General features: G+C 64.7%; 17 protein-coding genes. 10 read left to right on the top strand and 7 right to left on the bottom strand.

Features of this window, described 5'->3' with window-relative positions; all coding sequences use genetic code 11:
• On the top strand, positions 1 to 387 hold a 387-nt coding region (locus tag ABIB78_RS34800), incomplete at its 5' end, for a hypothetical protein (RefSeq protein WP_429033131.1).
• 73 nt (positions 388 to 460) lie between these two features.
• Here ABIB78_RS34800 and ABIB78_RS34795 read toward each other — a convergent pair.
• Entirely contained in the window at positions 461 to 1,822 is a 1,362-nt protein-coding gene (locus tag ABIB78_RS34795; RefSeq protein ID WP_429033129.1) for a metallophosphoesterase family protein, read from the bottom strand.
• Positions 1,823 to 1,971: 149 nt separating this feature from the next.
• On the opposite strand from ABIB78_RS34795, the gene ABIB78_RS34790 reads away from it, so the two are divergent.
• The 7 genes from ABIB78_RS34790 to ABIB78_RS34760 all read left to right on the top strand — a co-directional run bounded on the left by ABIB78_RS34790 (position 1,972) and on the right by ABIB78_RS34760 (position 11,099).
• Positions 1,972 to 3,054: a mandelate racemase/muconate lactonizing enzyme family protein gene (locus tag ABIB78_RS34790; RefSeq protein ID WP_429033127.1), complete on the top strand. Its 1,083-nt coding sequence runs from the start codon at positions 1,972 to 1,974 to the stop codon at positions 3,052 to 3,054.
• Positions 3,055 to 3,422: 368 nt separating this feature from the next.
• Positions 3,423 to 4,841, top strand: a complete 1,419-nt coding sequence (locus ABIB78_RS34785; RefSeq protein WP_429033125.1) for a M20 family metallopeptidase — start codon at positions 3,423 to 3,425, stop codon at positions 4,839 to 4,841.
• Between the two features lie 406 nt (positions 4,842 to 5,247).
• Positions 5,248 to 7,038 (top strand): peptide ABC transporter substrate-binding protein, encoded by a 1,791-nt coding sequence (locus ABIB78_RS34780; protein WP_429033123.1) that lies wholly within the window; start codon positions 5,248 to 5,250, stop codon positions 7,036 to 7,038.
• Between the two features lie 279 nt (positions 7,039 to 7,317).
• Positions 7,318 to 8,274: an ABC transporter permease gene (locus ABIB78_RS34775; protein ID WP_429033122.1), complete on the top strand. Its 957-nt coding sequence runs from the start codon at positions 7,318 to 7,320 to the stop codon at positions 8,272 to 8,274.
• Positions 8,240 to 9,157, top strand: coding sequence for an ABC transporter permease (locus tag ABIB78_RS34770; protein ID WP_429033120.1), 918 nt, complete (start codon positions 8,240 to 8,242; stop codon positions 9,155 to 9,157). The genes ABIB78_RS34775 and ABIB78_RS34770 overlap by 35 nt, the downstream gene beginning before the upstream one ends.
• A complete protein-coding gene (locus ABIB78_RS34765) occupies positions 9,154 to 10,134 on the top strand; it encodes an ABC transporter ATP-binding protein (RefSeq protein ID WP_429033139.1) in 981 nt (326 codons plus the stop codon). The genes ABIB78_RS34770 and ABIB78_RS34765 overlap by 4 nt, the downstream gene beginning before the upstream one ends.
• Positions 10,131 to 11,099: an ABC transporter ATP-binding protein gene (locus ABIB78_RS34760; RefSeq protein WP_429033118.1), complete on the top strand. Its 969-nt coding sequence runs from the start codon at positions 10,131 to 10,133 to the stop codon at positions 11,097 to 11,099. The genes ABIB78_RS34765 and ABIB78_RS34760 overlap by 4 nt, the downstream gene beginning before the upstream one ends.
• 10 nt (positions 11,100 to 11,109) lie before the next feature.
• On the opposite strand, the gene ABIB78_RS34755 is transcribed toward ABIB78_RS34760, so the two are convergent.
• Positions 11,110 to 12,105, bottom strand: a complete 996-nt coding sequence (locus tag ABIB78_RS34755) for a LysR substrate-binding domain-containing protein (RefSeq protein WP_429033115.1) — start codon at positions 12,103 to 12,105, stop codon at positions 11,110 to 11,112.
• A 99-nt stretch (positions 12,106 to 12,204) separates the two neighbouring features.
• Here ABIB78_RS34755 and bla point away from each other — a divergent pair, with 99 nt between their 5' ends.
• On the top strand, positions 12,205 to 13,104 hold the full coding sequence (gene bla, locus ABIB78_RS34750; RefSeq protein ID WP_429033113.1) for a class A beta-lactamase: 900 nt from the start codon (positions 12,205 to 12,207) through the stop codon (positions 13,102 to 13,104).
• Positions 13,105 to 13,239: 135 nt separating this feature from the next.
• Positions 13,240 to 14,154, top strand: coding sequence for an ankyrin repeat domain-containing protein (locus ABIB78_RS34745; protein WP_429033111.1), 915 nt, complete (start codon positions 13,240 to 13,242; stop codon positions 14,152 to 14,154).
• A 332-nt stretch (positions 14,155 to 14,486) separates the two neighbouring features.
• Here the strand turns inward: ABIB78_RS34745 and ABIB78_RS34740 are convergent, their stop codons facing one another.
• The 5 genes from ABIB78_RS34740 to ABIB78_RS34720 all read right to left on the bottom strand — a co-directional run bounded on the left by ABIB78_RS34740 (position 14,487) and on the right by ABIB78_RS34720 (position 20,682).
• Positions 14,487 to 15,053, bottom strand: coding sequence for a c-type cytochrome (locus ABIB78_RS34740; protein WP_429033108.1), 567 nt, complete (start codon positions 15,051 to 15,053; stop codon positions 14,487 to 14,489).
• 90 nt (positions 15,054 to 15,143) lie between these two features.
• A complete protein-coding gene (locus tag ABIB78_RS34735) occupies positions 15,144 to 16,856 on the bottom strand; it encodes a pyrroloquinoline quinone-dependent dehydrogenase (RefSeq protein WP_429033106.1) in 1,713 nt (570 codons plus the stop codon).
• 403 nt (positions 16,857 to 17,259) lie between these two features.
• Positions 17,260 to 18,198 carry a carbohydrate kinase family protein gene (locus ABIB78_RS34730; RefSeq protein ID WP_429033105.1) on the bottom strand — a complete coding sequence of 313 codons (939 nt, stop codon included), beginning with the start codon at positions 18,196 to 18,198 and terminating at the stop codon, positions 17,260 to 17,262.
• Between the two features lie 12 nt (positions 18,199 to 18,210).
• Positions 18,211 to 19,866 (bottom strand): FGGY-family carbohydrate kinase, encoded by a 1,656-nt coding sequence (locus ABIB78_RS34725; protein ID WP_429033102.1) that lies wholly within the window; start codon positions 19,864 to 19,866, stop codon positions 18,211 to 18,213.
• 42 nt (positions 19,867 to 19,908) lie between these two features.
• Positions 19,909 to 20,682, bottom strand: coding sequence for an SDR family NAD(P)-dependent oxidoreductase (locus ABIB78_RS34720; RefSeq protein WP_429033099.1), 774 nt, complete (start codon positions 20,680 to 20,682; stop codon positions 19,909 to 19,911).
• Positions 20,683 to 20,762: the final 80 nt, after the last annotated feature.

Genomic DNA, 20,762 nt, shown 5'->3' with positions numbered 1-20,762 from the left:
CCTTCGTCCACATGGGCGCCCCTTCAAATTCGGACCGCCTCCCTTGAATCACAAACGATTCCGATGATTCAAGATGTTCTCGGACAGATACTTAGACGATATGTAGGTAGTCGTCCGGATACAGACGCCTTCGCGATCTGGTTATGCAATCTTCAGCCAACAAGAAGAAACGGCATGAAGAAGCTGATCGATCGTCATCGGGATATTGAGTACACACTCACCAACATCGAACCCGACCTCTGGAGCTGGTCATTCGAAATCAACGGCAAGATCAAGCGCGGCACCACGCGCGCGCGGCTCGGCCTGCTGGCGCAGCGACGGGTCTGCACGCTCATCGATCGCGAATTGAAAAGCGCGGAGCGCGAGAAGCCGAAAGAGCCTGACTAACCTGCTCTTCTCATCAATCAGCGCGCGCATCGAAGGCTCTGTTTTCGAACGACAGCAGGCGGAGCCGCACGGCTCACGACAATGCGATGATGGACACAGCGATGTCGAGGCGTGGTCCGGCATATCGCCTGTCGTTCGGCCCACCCTGTCCATGGCCGACGCTCCAGACCGCGGGCCAGCAAAAGCGCTCCAGCCCGGTCGCCGATGCCGCCGCGCACGACGTCCAGTGCGTGTCGCCGCTACGTCGCCACAGCACGCCGCCCGGTCCCATGTCCGGATAGAAGGCGATATCGAGGTCAAAATCCCTGTTAGCGCCGAGATCGGGGCCGACCCAGTAGTGAGGACTACGCCCGCGCTCACGCCCGAGGATCACCGTGAGCGTCTGGTTCGGCCCGCGCAATCCGAGCCAGAGCGGTGCGATCATCTCCGGCTCCGGCGTGCATAGCAGCGTTTGCGGCGCGGCGCTTCCCGCGGCGGTGCGGCCCGACAGTTTCAGGCCGATGACCGTCGCGGGCGCCGGCGTCCCGGACAGTGGCGCAGGGCTGGTCCCGTGCGCCAATGGTGACCACGCGGCCTGGTCGAGAGATGGCAGAGGCCAGGCGAGCTGCTCGCGCACGACGCCCTCGGGATCGAGCACCTGGTAGCGAAGGCCGCCCTGATCGAGCGCCGCCTGCACGCAATGCAGATACTCGATGCCTTCGGGCATCCGGTGCGCGGTGCCCGCGCCTGCCGTGCAGAGCTGCAGCACGCCGCGATGGACCTGAACGTCGAATGCGAGAATGTGGCTGCACAGATAGGCGGTCACATCGGCGCGCACCAGGATATCCCAGAAGCGCTCGCTGTATTCGTGGCCGATCTCGCGCTGATAGCTGCCGCTGTAGCCGTTGATGGGGTAGACGGGATGATGGCCCAGGACGAGCTTGTGCCTGGCATCCCCGTGCTGTTCGAGGACCGCTTGCAGCCAGTCGGTCTCGACGTGCCCCTCGCCGCCCAACCCGCTCCAGAGCGTATGCACGAATACCATCAGCAGATCGCCGCGGCGAACCCAGTAGGACAGGCCCTCCTGACCGGGCGGGCCGTTGCGCGGCAGCTTCAGCACGTCGCGAAACACCGCCTCGCTCATCTCGTCATAGGTGGTGTGGTTGCCGGTCGTGTGCCACAGCGGCACCGCGCACCGGTCGAGCCAGCTCATTTCAGTCTCGAGCCAATGCCGCCATTGCGCGCGCAGCGCGTCGGCATCGGCGGTCAGGCCGATGATCTCGTCGCCGGGAAAGAGGATGAATTCGGGCCGGGGGTGCAGCCGGCGGACCACCTGATTCACCGATGCGAAAGTGCGCTCATGCAGCGCGCCGGGGACGCCCGAGCAGGCATCGGCATAGATCACGAACTGGTGGCCCGAATTTCTCGGCAACAGAGACGGAATTGCATCATGCATCGTCGGACCACGTCCTCGCGAGCCACATCATAGAGGAAAGCAGGCTTATCGCTCAAGGCAGACATTCGCTCACGCGAGATTGCGGCCCGCCTGCGCTTTTGGGATTGTGTGCCGCGCATTGCATCCGTCCGACGATAAGGAGTTCCGGCGTGGCCATCCTCAAGGACTTCACCGTGGGATTCTACAAGATCCCTCTCCCCGTCGTGCTGAGCGACAGCACGCATGGCGAGATCAAGGCGTTCGAACTCGTCACGATCCGCGTCCGCGACGCCGACGGCGCGGAAGGCACCGGCTACACCTACACGGTCGGCCGCAACGGCGGCGCGATCGCGGATATTCTGCGCCGCGAAATCTGTGACGTAGCGATCGAGATGGAAGCCGACGATACTGAGCAGCTCTGGCACAAGGTTTGGTGGGCGCTGCATTACGGCGGACCGGCGGTGCTGGCGCTGTCCGCGCTCGACATCGCCTTGTGGGACCTCAAGGCGCGCCGCGCATCGCTGCCGCTGTGGCGGCTGCTCGGCGGTTTCGACCGCCGCGTGCCTTGCTATGCCGGCGGCATCGATCTCGATCTGCCGCTGGATGGTTTGCTCAAGCAGACCGACGACAATCTCGCCAAGGGGTTTCGCGCCATCAAGATGAAGGTCGGCCGCGCGAGCCTCGCATCCGACGTGGCGCGCGTGAAAGCGATGCGCGGCCATCTCGGCGACGATTTTCCGCTGATGGCCGACGCCAACATGAAATGGACCGTCGAGGAAGCGATCCGCGCCGCGCGCGCCCTGCAGCCGTTCGACCTGACCTGGCTCGAGGAGCCGACCATTCCCGATGACGTTGAAGGGCACGCACGCATTCTGCGCGCCGGCGGCGTGCCGATCGCGGCCGGAGAAAACCTGCGCAGCCTGTGGGAGTTCAAGCCCTATATTGCCGGCGGCGCGCTGTCCTATGCCGAACCGGATGTCACCAATTGCGGCGGCGTGACGAGCTTCATGAAGATCGCGCGGCTTGCCGAAGCCTTCAACATCCCGGTGACCAGCCATGGCGCGCATGACATCACCGTGCATCTGCTGGCGGCGTGCCCGAACCGTTCGTATCTCGAAGCGCACGGCTTCGGCCTCGACCGCTACATCGCAAACCCGCTGGTTCTTGAGCAGGGACTGGCGATTGCCCCTGATCGACCGGGGCACGGCATCGCCTTCGACTGGAAGGGGCTGGAGCGGCTCAGTGCGGGGTGACGCTACGGCGTGAATGATGATTGGCCAATCCTCCGCAACTCGTCATGCCCGGGCTTGTCCCGGGCATCCACGTCTTTGGTCTCTACATAAAGAAAGACGTGGATGGCCGGGACGCGCCCGGCCATGACGAGGCCAAACCAAAATTCAATTACATCACTCATTAGACGTGACGCTGCGGAAACGCTGCTCTGCCGGCGGACGCTAGGCGGCGGCGCGACAAGCTGCTAACCTTTTGCGCTTCAGATTGCCCAAAGCGCGATGGGTTGAATCGTCATCGCGCCTTGGTTCAATGTTTGAGCATGATCTTTTCGGAAAACCGCTTCACACTTTTCCGGATCATGCTCTAGCGAGTTAAGGGACCGAAGCAAATGGACAACCGTAGTGATGTTTGGCGCGGCGTCGACGCGATCAAGCCGCGTTTCATCGAATTGAGCGACCGGGTCTGGGCGATGCCCGAGGTCTGCTACACCGAGGCGCGCTCATCCGCCGAACATCTGGCCGAACTGCGTCATCAGGGTTTTCGCATCACCGAGAACGTCGCCGACATTCCGACCGCGGTAATGGGCGAATGGGGTGAAGGCGGCCCGGTGATCGCCTTCCTCGGCGAATATGACGCCCTGCCCGGCCTCAGCCAGGAAGCCGGCGTAGCCGAGCCTCGTCCGGTCGAGAGCGGCGGCCACGGCCACGGCTGCGGCCACAACCTGCTCGGCTCCTCCGCGCTACTCGCCGCCACCGCGGTGAAGGACTGGCTCGCCGCCAACAAGGTGCCGGGCCGGGTGCGCTATTACGGCTGCCCCGCCGAGGAAGGCGGCGCGGCCAAGGCCTTCATGGTGCGCTGTGGCGCCTTCGAGGACACCGACATCGCGATCACCTGGCATCCGCACAGTTTCTGGGAGGTGGCGGTGATGCCGTCGCTCGCCAACACGCGCGCCGATTTCGTCTTCACCGGGCGAACCTCGCATGCGGCAGCCTCACCGCATCTCGGCCGCAGCGCGCTCGACGCAGTGGAATTGATGAATGTGGGCGTCAACTACATGCGCGAACACATGCCGAGCGATGCCCGGGTGCACTACGCTCTGCTCGACACCGGCGGCATTGCGCCCAATGTGGTGCAGGCCCATGCCCGGGTGCGCTATTCGATCCGTGCCCGCGACCTGCCCGGCATGAACGAGCTGGTCGAGCGCGTGCACAAGATCGCGCAGGGCGCGGCGCTGATGACCGAGACCAAGATGGAGATGAAGATCATCTCCGCGGTCTCCAACATCCTGCCCAACACGCCACTGGAGCAGACGCTGCACCGGATCATGGAGGATCTCGGCCCGCCACATTTCGATGATGCCGACAAGGATTTCGCCGGCAAGATCCGCGCGACCCTGACCGACAAGGATATCGCCTCGGTCTATTACGCAATCGGCATGGAGCCGACCGACCGGCCGCTCGCCGATTTCCTGGTGCCGATCGATGCCAAGCGCAACCCGCTGATCGGCTCGACCGATGTCGGCGACGTCAGCTGGGTGGTGCCGACCGTGCAGGTCCATGCACCGACGGTTGCAATCGGCACGCCGTTCCACACCTGGCAGGTTGTGGCGCAGGGCAAGACGCCGGCCGCACACAAGGCGATGGTGCAGGCCGCCAAGGCGATGGCCGGATTGGGCGTCAAGGCCTTGATGGAGCCGGAGCTGATCGCGGCCGCCAAGGCCGACCTCAAGAAGCGGATCACCCGAACGCCCTATGTCAGTCCGCTGCCGGCGAATGTTGCACCGCCGTTGGATATGTCGGTCGCCTGAGGCCGCATCTGCGGGCCGGGCCCTGCGGTTCGAAGCAAAGCCCGGCCAGAGCCCGTTTCCGATTGGATCGGAATGGGACTCTCGATTTTTCTCTTGACGCGTTTTCTTCACGCGAACTGGCATGCACTTCGCTCGAAACGTTCTTGCGTGACAAAAAAGCATCTCGGAACAAAGGATAACGAACAAATTTTCCGCAGTGCGGGGCGCGCATGAGCGCGCTTTGGCGCCGATATGCTGAACCGGTGTGCGGCCCGGAGAGGTTCTGCACAAGCGATAGCCAAAAGACCTAGGCGCTGAAGGGTGGGAGCCGTTGACCTTCGCGGTCATTCGGTGTGCCATCTGCCGCCAGCACGGCGGCCGGTTCCATGGCCCGCCGCAATCACATTTGAGCCGGACCGAGGGGACAATGTTCGACAACAATCTGCGCGGCATGATCGACGACGTGAAGGACGGGCGAATGGATCGCCGCGCGTTCGTCAAGCGAATGATTGCCGTCGGCCTCACCGCGCCGATGGCGAACCAGATTCTGGCGATCGGCGGCGTCGCGATGGCGCAAAGCCCCAACCCCTACAAGCCGACCAAGCGCGGCGGCGGCGGTCCGCTGAAGCTGCTGTGGTGGCAGGGCCCGACCCTGCTCAATCCGCACTTCGCCACCGGCACCAAGGACCAGGACGGCTCGCGGCTGTTCTACGAGCCGCTCGCGAGCTGGGACGCCGACGGCCATCTCAATCCGATCCTCGCCGCGGAAATCCCCTCGATCCAGAACGGCGGGCTCACCGCCGATGCCAAAACGGTGGTCTGGAAACTCAAGCCGGGCGTCAAATGGCATGACGGCAAACCGTTCACCGCCGACGATGTCGTGTTCAACTGGGAATATGCCAGCGACCCCGCGACGGCAGCCGTCTCGAGCGGCACCTATTCCGGCATGACCGTGGACAAGGTCGACGACCTCACGGTCCGCATCAAGTTCAAGGATCCGACGCCGTTCTGGGCCAACGCTTTCGTCGGTGCCTATGGCTGCATCATCCCGAAACACTTGTTCGCCGAGTACAAGGGCAGCAAGTCGCGCGAGGCGCCCAACAACCTGAAGCCGGTCGGCACCGGCCCCTACAAGTTCGTCGAGTTCAAGCCGGGCGACCTGATCCGTGGCGAGATCAATCCCGACTACCACATGCCGAACCGGCCCTATTTCGATACGATCGAAATGAAAGGCGGCGGCGATGCGGTGTCGGCGGCGCGCGCCGTGATCCAGACCGGCGAGTATGATTTCGCCTGGAACATCCAGGTCGAGGACGAGGTGCTGCTACGGCTCGAAAAGGGCGGCAAGGGCAAGACCCTGTATGCCGTCGGCGGCGACATCGAATTCATCGCCATCAACTTCACCGACCCGAACACCGAGGTCGACGGCGAACGGTCGTCGATGAAGACCAAGCATCCGATCCTGTCGGATCCGGCGGTGCGCAAGGCCCTGGCGCTTCTGGTCGACCGCGACTCCGTCAAGAAGGCGATCTACGGCCGCGCCGGCCGCGCCACCGCCAACTATCTCAACGGCCCCGAGGAGTTCGTCTCCAAGAACACCAAATGGGAGTTCAGCGTCGAGAAGGCCAGCGCGCTGCTCGAACAGGCCGGCTGGAAGGCCGGCTCTGACGGCATCCGCGAGAAGGACGGCAAGAAACTGAAGCTGCTGTACCAGACCTCGATCAACGGACCGCGCCAGAAGACCCAGGCGATCGTCAAGCAGGCCTGCCAGAAGGCCGGCATCGACGTCGAGCTGAAGTCGGTGGTGGCCTCGGTGTTCTTCTCCTCCGACGTCGCCAACCCCGACACCTATTCCAAGTTCTATGCCGACATCGAGATGTTCCAGATCCCGATGACGCAACCCGACCCCGGCCTGCACATGCGCCGCTATCTTTCGCGCAATGTCGCCACCAAGGAAAACAAGTGGCAGGGACAGAACTTCCCGCGCTGGGTCAACAAGGATTTCGACGCCGCGATCGACGCCGCCGACACCGAGACCGATCCGATCAAGCGCGCCGACCTTTACATCAAGTGCAACGATCTGATGTGGCAGGACACCGTGGTGATCCCGGTGATGCACCGCCTCGCGGTGGAAGCCTGCTCCAACGCGGTGCGGCCCGCGCTCTCGGGCTGGGCCAACCAAACCGACAATCTGCAAGACTGGTATCGTGAAACCTGAGACACGGGGACAGGCTTGGAGTTTGCGTAGGTGCATCTTCTCCCTCTTCCCGTTCTTGCGGGGTCGACACGAGCGGAGCTCACTCCTGGAGGGTTGGGGTGAGGGGCTTTAACCGCAACTGCCGTGAAAGATGAGTTCGTGGAGAGTCCCCTCACCCGGAATTCAAGCTGCGCTTGAATTCCGACCTCTCCCCGCACGCGGGGCGAGGTGAAGCTCGCCTTTCGATCGGAAGCAAGATCAACGTGCTCAAGGTGCGAGCGTTAGTTAGATGATCTCTCGATGAGTCAATATATCCTGCGCCGTCTGATGATCGCGATCCCGAGCCTGGTCGGCATCTCGCTCGTCCTGTTCGTCGTGCTGGCGCTCGCGCCGGGCGATCCGTTCAGCGAGCTCGCGACCAATCCGAACGTGCCGCCCGAAGTCCAGGCCGCGCTGCGTGCCAAGTTCGGCCTCGACGACCCGATCTATCTCCGCTACCTGCACTGGCTCGCGGCGATGGCGCAGGGCGACTGGGGCTTCTCCTTTGTCAGCCGGATCAATGTCGACACCCTGATCCTGCAGCGGCTGCCGACCACGCTCTACGTGATCGGCTCGGCGCAGCTGCTGGCGCTAGCGATCGCGATCCCGGTCGGCGTCTATGCCGCCACCCGGCCCTATTCGCTGTTCGACCAGCTTGCCAACACCTTTGCCTTCATCGGCTTCTCGCTGCCGACCTTCTTCACCGGCATCCTGTTCATCCTGGTGTTCTCGGTGAAGCTGGACTGGCTGCCTTTCGTCTACACCGATGTCCCGGGAAGCGGCATTCGCTGGGTGCTGGAGATGATCCGGCAGGCCATCATGCCGGTGATGGTGCTCGGCCTGTTCCAGGCGGCGTCGATGACCCGCTTCGTGCGCTCGGCGATGCTCGACGTGATCCGGCTCGACTATGTCACCACCGCCCGCGCCAAGGGGCTCGGACAGGCCAAGGTGATCGTCAAGCACGTGATGCGCAACGCGATGATCCCGGTCGTCACGCTCATTGCACTGCAAATGCCTGCCGTGTTCGGCGGCGCCATCGTCACCGAGCAGATCTTCCGGATTCCCGGCATCGGCTCGCTCCTGATCTCCTCCATCCTCGCCAATGATACGCCGGTCGTGATGGCCGTGACCTTCGTCTTCGCGTGTCTCGTGGTGCTGTTCAACCTGATCGCAGATGTCCTCTATGGCTGGCTTGACCCTCGCATCTCCTTCCGCTGAGCGGCGCGGCTATTCGCCCTTGCGTGAAACCTGGCGGCGCTACCGCCGGCACAAGCCGGCCGTGGTCAGCGCCGTGCTGCTGCTGCTGCTGATCGCGGCGGTCGTGATCGGCCCGTTCGTCTGGCGCATCTCGATCAGCGACATCGACGTCGTGGCGGGCATGCAGGGGCCGTCGCTGGCGCATCCGTTCGGCACCGACGATCTCGGCCAGGACCTGCTCGCCCGCATGATCTATGGCGGCCGCATCTCGCTTGCGGTCGGCCTCGCCGCGATGCTGGTCTCGGTGTTCGTCGGCACGCTGATCGGCGCGCTCGCCGGCATGTCGCGCGGCGCGCTCGGCTATGCGCTGATGTGGCTGACCGACCTGTTCCTGTCGCTGCCGCAGCTGCCGCTGCTCCTGATGCTGATCTATCTGTTCCGCGACGGGCTGAAGGCCGTATTCGGCCCGGAGGGCGGCATCTTCATCCTGATCGTGCTGGTCATCGGGGGCCTTCGCTGGATGCCGGTCGCCCGCCTGGTGCGCGCCCAGTTCCTGTCGCTGCGCGAGAAGGAATTCGTCGAGGCGGCGCGCGCGCTCGGCGCAAGCCCGGCGCGGCAGGTGGTGCGCCACATCCTGCCCAACGCGCTCGGACCTGTGATCATCGCCGGCACGATCGACGTTGCCGCGGCGATCATCGCGGAATCGACGCTCTCCTTCCTCGGCCTCGGCTTCCCGCCTGACACGCCGACCTGGGGCCGCATCCTCTACGACGCCAAGGACTATCTCGACATCGGCCCGCATTGGGCGCTGTTTCCGGGCGGCGCGATCTTCATCGCGGTCGTCGCCATCAACTTCATCGGCGACGGGCTGCGCGACGCGCTCGACGCCCGCAAGGTGATCTGATGGCGCTGCTCGACATCAAGGGCCTGAAAACCCATTTCACCACCGACGACGGCATCCTCCGGGCGGTCGACGGCGTCGACATCAGCATCAACCGGGGCGAGACACTCTGCGTGGTCGGCGAGTCCGGCTGCGGCAAGACCGTCACCGCGATGTCGATCCTGAAGCTGATCGCGATGCCGCCGGGCAAGATCGTCGAAGGCGAGATCATCTTCGAGGGCCGCGATCTGGTGCCGCTGACCAGCCACCAGCTCGACGACATCAGGGCCAAGGAGATCGGGTTCATCTTCCAAGAGCCGATGACCTCGCTCAACCCGGTGCTGACGATCGGCGAGCAGATCGCCGAGAGCCTGCGCCGCCACGAGGCCGTGACCAGGAAGCAGGCGCTCGAGCGCACCATCGAGATGCTGAAGCTGGTGCAGATCCCCAACGCCGCGGGCCGCGTGCATCACTATCCGCACCAGTTCTCCGGCGGCATGCGCCAGCGCGTGATGATCGCGATGGCGCTGGCCTGCCGGCCCAAGCTTGTGATCGCCGACGAGCCGACCACGGCGCTCGACGTCACCATCCAGGCGCAGATCCTCGATCTCCTGCAGGACATGAAGGAGCGCTTCGGCATGGCGGTGATGCTGATCACGCACGCGATGGGCGTGGTCGCCGAGACCGCGCAGCGCGTCGTCGTGATGTATGCCGGCAAGGTGGTGGAAGAGGCGCCGGTCGACGAATTGTTCGGCAATCCGGGCCATCCCTATACCCAGGGGCTGATCCGCTCGATCCCGCGCATCGATCTCGACGCCGAGCACAAGACCCGGCTGGAGGCGATCGGCGGCTCGGTGCCGATCCTGATCAATCCGCCGCCCGGCTGCCGTTTTGCTCCCCGCTGCAAATTCGCCACGAGCATCTGCACCGAACAGGAGCCGCGGCTGCGCGAGATCGCGCCCGGCCATCGGATGGCCTGCCACCTCGGAGAGGCGTCATGAGCGAACCGCTGCTGCGCGTCAGCAATCTGAAGAAGCACTTTCCGGTACTGGGCGGTCTGTTGTCGCGCGAGGTCGGCCAGGTCTATGCGGTCGACGGCGTGTCGTTCTCGGTCAACCGCGGCGAGACGCTGGGGCTAGTCGGCGAATCCGGTTGCGGCAAGTCGACCACCGGCCGCTGCGTGTTGCGGCTGATCGAGCCGACCTCCGGCGAAGTCGTGTTCGACGGCCAGAGCGTGACCGGTCTGGGCGGCGGCGATCTGCGCGCCATGCGGCGCAACATGCAGCTGGTGTTCCAGGATCCGTTCGCCTCGCTCAATCCGCGCATGACGGTTGGCACTATCCTCGGCGAGCCCTTCATCATCCATAACCTCGTGACATCGGCCAGCGAGCGCGAGGACCGCGTTGCAAGCCTGCTGGTCAAGGTCGGGCTGAAGGCCGAGCACATGCGGCGCTATCCACATGAATTCTCCGGTGGCCAGCGCCAGCGCATCGCGATCGCCCGCGCGCTCACGCTGGAGCCAAAGCTGATCGTCTGCGACGAGCCGGTCTCGGCACTCGACGTCTCGATCCAGGCGCAGGTCATCAACCTGCTCGAGGATTTGCAGGCCGAGCTAAACCTCACCTATCTGTTCGTCGCCCACGATCTTTCTGTCGTGGAGCACATCTCCGACCGCGTCGCGGTGATGTATCTCGGCCGCATCGTCGAGCTCGCCAAGGCAAGCGATCTCTACCGCAACCCGCAGCACCCCTACACCAAGGCGCTGCTCTCGGCGGTGCCGGTGCCGGACCCCAAGGCGAAAAAATTGCGCATGCGGCTCAAGGGCGATGTACCGAGCCCAATGAATCCTCCCAGTGGCTGTCACTTCCACACCCGCTGCCCGATCGCCGAAGAGCGCTGCCGGCAAACCGCACCGGAACTGCGGGAAGGAAGCAACGGGCATTTCGTGGCGTGCCATCTGGCGTAGCCGAGCAACCTCAGCGACGGTCCTGCTTTCGGGCGGGCTTCAGCTTCGTCTTGCTCTTGCTTTTCGCCTTGGCCCCGGCTTTCGCCCTTGGCCGCGCAGCCGGCATCGCCTCCGCCTTCACATCGTCGGCCGCGCTTGCCTCCGCCCGCAGCGTGTCGAGCAGCCAGTCGCGGAAAGCACGCATGCCCGGCGTCACCTCGCGCGACTTCAGCCAGGTCAGCCAATAGGACCCCGCCGGGACCTCGGCCGTAAACGGCCGCACCAGCCGGCCGGATGCCAGTTCATTCCCAAACATCGCGATCGGCACCAGCCCGACCCCGACGCCCCGCGCCGCCGCCTCGGCCATCGCCACCGAGCTGTCAAAGATCGGCCCCTGGATCTTCGGACACGGCGCGCCGGCCACCGCAAACCACAGCGGCCATTCCTCGGCACGGTAGGAACGGAGCAGGAATTCCTGCGCCAGATCGGACGGCTTGCGCAGCCTGATCGCCGTATCGGGGCAGCACACCGGCGAGAGCGGCGCGGACAAGAGATGGATCGCCTCGGTGCCATGCCACGAGCCGTCGCCGAAGCGCAGCGCGAGATCGAGCCCGTCGCCCGCCATGTCGACGCGGTTGTTGTTGGTGAGCAGGCGCAGGTCGATATAGGGATGCGCGCGCTTGAAGCGGTCGATCCGTTGCAGCAGCCATCCGGTCGCAAATGTCGTGACGCAGCCGACGGTGACGACCTCGCGCGCGCCCTTGGCCTCGATGCGGTCGATCGCGGCCCCGATCCGGTCGAACGTGTCCGTGAGCACGGGCAACAGCGCCAGGCCTTCGTCGGTGAGCACCAGCCCGCGCGGCAGGCGGCGGAACAGGCTCGCGCCCAGGAGGTCCTCGAGCTGCTTGACCTGGTGACTGATCGCGGTCTGCGTCACGCGCAGCTCCATCCCCGCGCGGGTGAAGCTCAACAGCCGCGCGGAGGCCTCGAAGGCGCGCAACGCGTTCAGCGGGAGGTGTCGGCGCACGGCGTCATGACCAAGTTTTTCTCATGCCTCGTTGTATAAATGATTGTTTGTCGATCGTCACGCCGTTGGGCAGGTTCGCGCCGCCAACGGAGACGAGAGATGCTGACGAGACGGACATTTGGATTGCGCGCGCTGGGCCTTGCGGTTTCCTGCACGCTGCCGCGGCAAAGTGCGGCGGCGGGACCAAGCGGGCCGGCGCAACGGCTGCAGCAGGAATTTGCCCGCATTGAGCTTGCGACCAGCGGCCGGCTCGGCGTCGCCGCGCTCGATACCGAGACCGGATTGCGCGCGAGCTTGCGCGGCGACGAGCGGTTCCCGATGTGCAGCACCTTCAAGGCGCTGGCCTCGGCCGCGGTGCTGCACCGGGTCGACCGCGGTGAGTCCAGCCTCGACCAGCGCGTGCGGTTCGAGGCCAAGGATATCTTGGCCAATTCGCCGGTGACCAAGGAGCATGTCGCGTCGGGCATGACGCTGGCCGAAATCTGCGAGGCTGCCATCACGCGGAGCGACAACACCGCGGGCAACATGATCCTCCGCGAGATCGGCGGGCCGGCCGGCTTGACCGGCTTCTTCCGCACCATCGGCGACAATGTGAGCCGGCTCGACCGCTGGGAGCTGGCGCTGAACGAAGGGGTATCAGGCGATCCGCGCGACACCACGAGCCCCGTCGCGATGCTGAAGAACCTGCAGCGCGTGGTGCTCGGCGATGTCCTGCAGGTCACCTCGCGCCAGAAGCTCGTGGACTGGATGGTCGCCAACAAGACCGGCGATGCCCGGCTGCGCGCCGGCGTGCCCGGCGACTGGCGGGTTGGCGACAAGACCGGCACCGGCGAGCGCGGCACCTACAACGATATCGGCGTGTTCTGGCCGCCCGGCCGCAAGCCGATCGTGGTGACGGTCTACCTGACCGGGGCAAGTGCTTCTATGGACAGGTGCAACGAGGTGATCGCCAATGTCGCGCGCGCCGTTGCGAATGCGAGCAACGGCCAGACCGGCTAGAGCGGCAAGACAGCGCCGCGCAGCACAACGGCGCTGCGCGGCTTGACTTCGCTGCGCGGCTTGGCAGCAACCAAGGATCATGCGACGCTCAATCCGAATGGCGATGCCGCCAGCAGGCCATACGGAGGACACGTCTTGTATCGCCGCATCGCTCTCGCCGCGCTGTTTGTTGCCGGTACCGTCCACAGCAGCTTCGCGGCGGCCGACCCGGCACGATGCCGCGAGCTGATCCGCAAATACGAAACCGACAAGGCCCAGCTCGGCGCCGTCGAGATATCCCTGTCGCTGTTCGCGGCCGCCAACGCCGATTGCATCAACCTTGCTACCGAGCTGCTCGATCGTGGCGCCTCCTTCGATGCGCGGGACCGGCTGGGCACCAGGCCGCTGAGCCACGCTGCCCGTTCCGGTCATCTCGACATGGTCGACCTGCTGCTGGCACGCGGCGCGCCGATCGACGCCCGCAACCTCGCGGGATCGACCGCGCTGTATTTTGCTGCCGAGCGCGGCCATGCCGCGATCGTGCAGCGCCTGATCGACCGTGGCGCCGACGTCAATCTCACCGGGCGCAGCGGTACTTCCCCGGTCGCGGCTGCCGCCTATGCCGGCCGGGACATGGTGGTGCGCATGCTGCTCGCGCACGGCGCCGACGGCCGCAAGGCTGACGACACCGGCAAGCCGCCGGTCGTGTATGCAGCCGCCGGCGGTCAGCTCGGCATCGTCAGGCAGCTGCTCGCGCTCGATATCGATATCAATGCGCGCTACGCCAACGATCTCACGCTCCTGATGTGGGCAACCGGACCGGATGAGACCGTGCCGGAGGTGCAGGCGCTCGAGGTCGTCTCGTTTCTCTTGGACGCGGGCGCCAGGGTCGACGATCGCGATGCGCGTGGACGCACGGCGCTGATGATCGCCGCCGAAGGCAATCATCCGGCGATCGCGAAAGCGCTGCTGGCCCATGGCGCCGATGCAGCGCTGGCCGACAAGGCCGGCAAGCACGCCGCCGATCTCGCCATCCTGTCGTCGCTACGCGAAGAGCTGACGCCGCGCTGAGTCGTGATGAAGTTAGATTGAACTGCATCGCAAAGGCGGTACGCCCTCTCCCGCCTGCGTGCAGGGCTGTCGCATTTGCGCTCGGTGCCTCCTCAAACTCGTCATGCCCGGCCTTGTGCCCTCCTTCGCTGAAACTTCGGCGAGGCTGACATCGAAGCACGGCGAAGCCTTGGCGTAGCCGCTGCCGGGCATCCTCGTCTTCGTTTCCGCGTGAGAAAGGCGTGGATGGCCGGGACAAGCCCGGCCATGACGAATGTGGAAATGGCAGCGCAAAGCTCTTCGCTGCAATATGCGGTTGCCCTGCCGCACGCGGGCGAGGTCAGGCGGGGCCGCTACAGCCCCGCCAAATAATCCACCAGCGCGGCGAGGTCGTCGGGCGACGTTGCCAACATCAGGTCGGACATGCCGGGATTGTTGCCGCGTGCGCGGGAGCGGAAATCGGCGATGGTCTTGGCGAGATAATCCCGTCCCATTCCGGCAAGCCGCGGCACCGTGCCGTCACCCTGGAAGCGATCGAGGTGGCAGGCCGGGCAACCGACCGAGCGGCTGGCGCTGACCGCCTTCTCCGCGACATCCTTGGGCGCGCGCGGCTGACCCAGGTCAGGCCACGGTTTCTGCGAGATGAGTTCCGCGATCGCCAGCATGTCGTCGCGCTCGAATGGCGTCGCGATCGGCTGCATAATCTCGCTCTTGCGATCGCCGCGCTTGAAATCGCGGAGCTGGATGTAGAGATAGCCGGCCTGCTGGCCCCAGATCGTCGGAATCGTCTTGTCGACGGGCTTGCCGTTCTCGCCATGACACCCGGCGCAGACCTGCACCTTCTCTTCGATCGTCTCCGCGCGCGCCTGTGCGGCCATCAGCAGCAGCGCGATACCGCAAATCGTCATTTTATCAAACATCTGCTCATCCGAAGAAAACAGAAGCGGGACCGAACCGGTCCCGCCTCGCCGTCAATATTTTGCAAGCGTGATGGCGCATCACGCCTCGGCTCAGTCGAGCGTGAAGGCGATGATGTTGTTGCCACGCTTGAAATCGAGCTGGGTGTTACCGCCCGCGCCGACCACGACATATTGCTTGCCGCCGACCATGTAGCTCGACGGCGGCGCGTTGACGCCGGCGCCGGCCCGGAAGCTCCACAACTCCTTGCCGTTGGACGAATTATAGGCCGCGAACTTGCCGTTGCCTTCGCCGGTGAAGACCAGGCCACCAGCGGTGGCGAGGATGCCGCCGATCATCGGCTCGGGCGTGTTGACCTGCCATTTGATCTTGCCGTTGTTGTAGTTCACCGCGGTGATGTTGCCTGCTTGCTTCTCGCTCGGGATCACCTTGAAGGCGCCACCCAGCCACAGCTTGCCATTCGGATAGGCCGAGCTCTCGACGTGGTAGGTCATCGGTTGGTGCAGGTTGATGGCGTAGGCCAGCTCCTGACCCGGGTCGGTCGCGATCGGCGACCACTCGACGCCGCCATTGGCGCCGGGCAGCATGCGCGCACCTTCCTTGGTCGGCAGCACCCACATGTTCTCTTGCGGCACCATCGCCTCGGAGAAGCGGATCAGGCTGCAGTCCTTGCGATCGTGCACATAGATGTGCCCGGTCTTGCCGGCATGAATGACGCCGGGGATCGTCTTGCCGTCCTTGTCCTTGACGTTGACCAGCACGGTCGGGCTGACCGCGTCGAGGTCCCACACATCGTGGGCGATGTACTGGAAGTGGCAGACATACTTGCCGGTATCGAGATCGAGCGAGACCAGCGAGTTGGTGTAGAGATTATCGCCGGGCCGGTTCGAGCCGTCGAGGTCAGGCGACGGGTTGCCGACGACGAAGTAGATCCGGTTGGTCGCGAGATCGACCGACGGGTTCTGCCACACGCCGCCGCCGAGCTTGGCATAGGGATCGCCGATCTTGGCGAGCATGTCCTTCTCGGCCTGGATGTTGCGGTGCATGTCGCGGCCGGTGGCGTCCTTGGTCGCCCAGACACCGACGGAGTTCTCCGGAATGGTGTTGAAATTCCAGAGCTGCTTGCCGGTCTTGGCGTCATAGGCGCGCACGAAGCCGCGAATGCCGTACTCGCCGCCATTGGTGCCGATCAGCACCTTGTCCTTGACCACGGTCGGCGCCATCGTCTCGCTGTAGCCGAGTTCGGGATCGGCGATGTTGGTGGTCCAGACCACCTCGCCGGTCTTGGCATTCAGCGCCATCAGCTTGGAGTCCAGTGTCGCCAGATAGACCCGGTCGCCGAGCACTTGCACGCCGCGATTATTGGGGCCGCAGCAATAGACGGTGATCGGGCCCATCTTGTGGGCATAGTGCCAGAGTTGGTGGCCGGTCTTGGCGTCGAGCGCATAGACATGGCTGAACGACGTCGTGACATACATCACGCCGTCGACGACGATCGGAGATGTCTCGAGCGATTCCTTGACGTCGGTCTGGAAAATCCAGGCGACGTGCAGGTCCTTCACATTGTCCCGACTGATCTGCTTGGCGGGATAAAAGCGCGTCTGGGCGTAATTGCCGTTGGTGAGCAGGAAGTCCCTGGTGTTCTTGTCGGCAGCGTTGAGCTGCTCCTGGGTCACCGGAGGGACGTTGGCGTTGCCCAGAACCGACTGCTGCTTCTCCTGCTTGACTTCCTGTCCGATGGCGGCGCCGGACAACATGCCAACGCCAACCGCTGCGGCGAATGCCGCAAGCTCTTTCAAATACATGATTTCCCCCGTTATTTCTTGGTTGCAATATTAGTGTTAGGGACGGTGTTCGCTACTTCTCCTTCGATGCCTGGCCGCCGTAGCGAGCGCGCACCGTTGGTCGCCTGGTTGCGCTGCAATAGATAATCAAGAAAGGACAACGATAGGTATCGATGGACGGGTTCATGTTAGCGCCGTCTTTCACAAAGACAATGCGCATAATGCTAACCAGAACGGCATGCGTTCGCGCTCCCGAAATGCAGGGATCGCGAGCAGACATCTGTGCAAGCGATATCGGTAGCTTCTGCCGTCATCGCGCATGGCCCGGACGAATTCGCCTTCGCAAGCGCAGCACGCAAAATGAGACAAAGCGTCAAGCGACGGCGTCGCGCCCGAAGCCGCGCCGGCTGAGGCCACGCATGGCCTACCAATAGTCCGCAGGCAATTCCCGGCTCCGCGGCGGATCGGCGCCAGCGCGCGTGCAGGTGAAGGCGGCGCATTTGCAGGCAAAGGACAGCGCGCGGCTGAGCTCGGCCGCGCTGATCTCGCGCAGTTGCTGCCGCGCGATCATGTTCAGCCGATGCAATGCGGCGAGCAGCGCCGCCTGAAAGCTGTCGCCGGCGCCGATCGTATCAACGACGTTCACCACGGGTGACTCGGCCTCGATTGATCCAGCCTTGCGATGCCAGGCAGAGGCGCCATCATTGCCGCGCGTGATGACGACGAGCGATGCGCCGGCCGACAACAGCGCCTCGGCTTTCTCCGCATAGGCCTCGTCGCCGAACAGATAGGTGAAGTCGACGTCGGACATCTTCACAATGTCCGCCTTGCCGCAGAACGCCAGCATGCGCGTGCGATAGGCGTCCTTGTTCTTGACGAGGTTCGGGCGGCAGTTCGGATCGAGTGAGATCGTCACGTTCGCCCGCGCATCCTCGATGAAGGCCAGTGTCTCGATTGCACCCTGGTCATGGACCAGCGTGGTCGAGCCGGTGTGCACGCAGGTCACACCGTCGAGCGCGATCGCCTCGCGCCGGTAGGTCCAGTTCCGCGATGCGGTGTCGGCGTCATAGAAGGCGTATTGCGTCTCGGTGCCGGTCACGCGCGCAAACGCCAGCGTGGCCTGGTGGTCGCTGCGCGTCGCGCGGCTGAGATCGACGCCGGAAGCCGCGGCATGATCGGCGATCATCCTGCCGAATGTGTCGGTCGAGATGCCGCCGACGAAGCCGGTGGGAACGTCGAGCCGGGCGCTGCCGATCGCGATGTTGAGGCAGGAGCCGCCGACTGCGGGCGTCATGGCCTCGCGTCCATCCGCTGCCCTTGACGGCAGGAAGTCGATCAGCGCATCTCCGCAACTCAGCAGCATGGTGCAGACACCTTAACTCGATAACGCCTCGCCGGGCGCCTGCTTCATCGCCTCGCGCGTGCCGCGGTCGAGCTCCCGCAGCATCTTGTGCACACCGCGCTTGCGGCGGTGGAAGTCGGCGAGTTCGGGCCTGGTCGGCTCGCTCAACCGCCCGAGCGCCGACATGCCGGCCATCGCCGCATTGATCGAGTTGTGCGCGCCGCTGGCGACCGCGCCCAGCATCGCAGCGCCCAGCAGCACCGGCTCCTGCGTCTGCGGCAGCGCCACCGCATAGCCCGTGGTATCGGCCATGATCTGGCGGACCAATGGGCTGCGGCTCGCGCCGCCGCCGATCACGATGGTCTTGCCACTGGCGCCGTGAGCCTGCAGGGCCTCGATGACGTCGGCAAGGCCATAGGCAAGCCCGCACAGGCCGGCGACGAACAGCCGCTCCAGCGCCGACACGTCGGTGTCGAGATCGAGCCCCGCGATCACCGCGCGCGAGCCGGGATCGGCATAGGGCGAGCGGTTGCCGAGGAATTCCGGCAGGACGTGAACGTTGCGCGCGAGCAGCGCGGACGCGCCGGCGTTGCCGCTGCGCGCCAGGATGCGCTTTTCGAGGTACTCGATGACATCGACGCCGCCGCCCTTCGCAGCGGCCTGTACCTCGGCATGCGCCGGATGCGACCTGAGCAGGTGATCGATCGCGGCACCAGCCGCAGATTGGCCGCCCTCGTTGAGCCAGAAGCCCGGCACCATGCCCGAAAAATACGGGCCCCAGACGCCGGGCACGAAACAGGGATCGACGGTTGTCGCCATGATGCAGGCCGACGTTCCCATGATGTACGCGAGCCGCTTGCAGACATCGACCTCGGCGCCGGAGCCATCACGGCCTCCGATCGCACCGACGCCGCCGGCATGGGCATCGATCAGCGAGGCGCCGACCGCGGTTCCCGGCAGCAGGTCGAGATCGCGCGCGGCGTCCTCCGACAGCCCGCGGCCAAGCGGCGAGCCGGGCGGCACGATCTCGGTGCCGATCCGGGCAAAGCGGTCGGCTGCGAGGGCCTCTAACCCGACCCGCTTGAGAAAGGATTCGCTCCAGCCGCCCTCGCCCGCGACATAGGTCCATTTGCAAGTGACCGTGCAGGTCGAGCGCGCCAGCGACCCGGAGGCGCGGAACGAGAGATAGTCGGCCAGATCGAAGAAGTGCCCGGCAGCATCGAAGGTCGCGGGCAGATGCCGCTTCAGCCAGAGGATCTTCGGGATCTCCATCTCCGGCGAGATGGCGCCGCCGACATAACGCAGCACCCGGTCGCCGGTCGCGTTGACGAATTCGGTTTCGTCCATTGCGCGGTGATCCATCCAGACCACGACGTTGCGCGCGCGATCGCCGGACGGGCTGACGGTGAGCGGCCGGCCTGCTCTGTCGAGCACCACCAGCGAGCAGGTCGCGTCAAAGCCGATGCCCTTGACCTGCTCCGCCGCGACCGCAGCCTCCCGCATCGCATTGCGGACGGAGGCGACGCAGGCCGCCCAGATGTCATCGGACGATTGCTCGACGATGTCACCGGGCTCATGCCAGACCCGGATCGGATGCCGGGCCGAACCCAGCAGCGCTCCTGTCTCGTCGAATACCCCCGCCCGGGCACTGGTGCTTCCGACGTCCACCCCGATATAGGCTTGCCGCATCGCCGCTCTATCTCTGTTTGAGCATGATCTCCCGGCGCAACCTTACCAGCAAGTGTAGCCGCCATCGACCAAAACGATGCTTCCGGTCATCAGGCTCGCGGCCTCGGAGGCCAGGAACAGCACCACGGAGGCGATCTCGTCGACCTGCCCCATCCGCGCCATCGGGGTTCCGCCGATCCAGGCGTCGTACATTTTGGGGCTGTTCTTCACGAAGGCATTCAGCGGAGTCTCGATATAGGTCGGCGCCACGGCGTTGACGCGGACCCCACGCGCGCCCCATTCAGCCGCGAGCGATTTGGTAAGATGATGCACCGCGGCCTTGGAAGCGTTGTAGAAGCACTGTTCCTGCGGCTTGTTGACGATGAAGCCGGACATCGATCCGACATTGACGATGGTGCCGGACTTCGCCTTCAGCATATGATTGCCGAAGGCGCGGCAGCACCAGAAGGTGCCGTTCAGATTGACGTCGACGACATTGAGCCAGTGCTCGTCGGTCACGGTCTCGGCCGGCGTCTCGCTGCGCGCGATGCCGGCATTGTTGACGAGGATGTCGACCTTGCCGTATTTGCGGACCAGATCGTCGGCGACTGCGGAGACGCGCTTCGAATCCGTCACGTCCATCAGCGCGATATCGGCGTCAAAGCCCTTGGCCTTCAACGCTGCCTGTGCATCGTTGGCAACCTTGGCGTCTCGATCGCCGATGATAACCTTGGCGCCGGCTTCCGCCAGCGCCTCCGCGCAGGCGAGACCGATGCCCTGACCGGCGCCGGTGATGATGGCGGTCTTGCCGCCGAGCCTGAATTTTTCGAGATACATTTTCTTCTTCCTTTGCCTAGAGCCCGCATTTTCGCGGGCATGCCGCCCCGGCCAGAGCGAGATCAATTGTGGAGGTCGTT

The organism is Bradyrhizobium sp. I1.14.4 (assembly GCF_050435825.1).
Lineage (GTDB): Bacteria > Pseudomonadota > Alphaproteobacteria > Rhizobiales > Xanthobacteraceae > Bradyrhizobium.
This window is presented reverse-complemented; position numbering and strand designations above follow the sequence as displayed.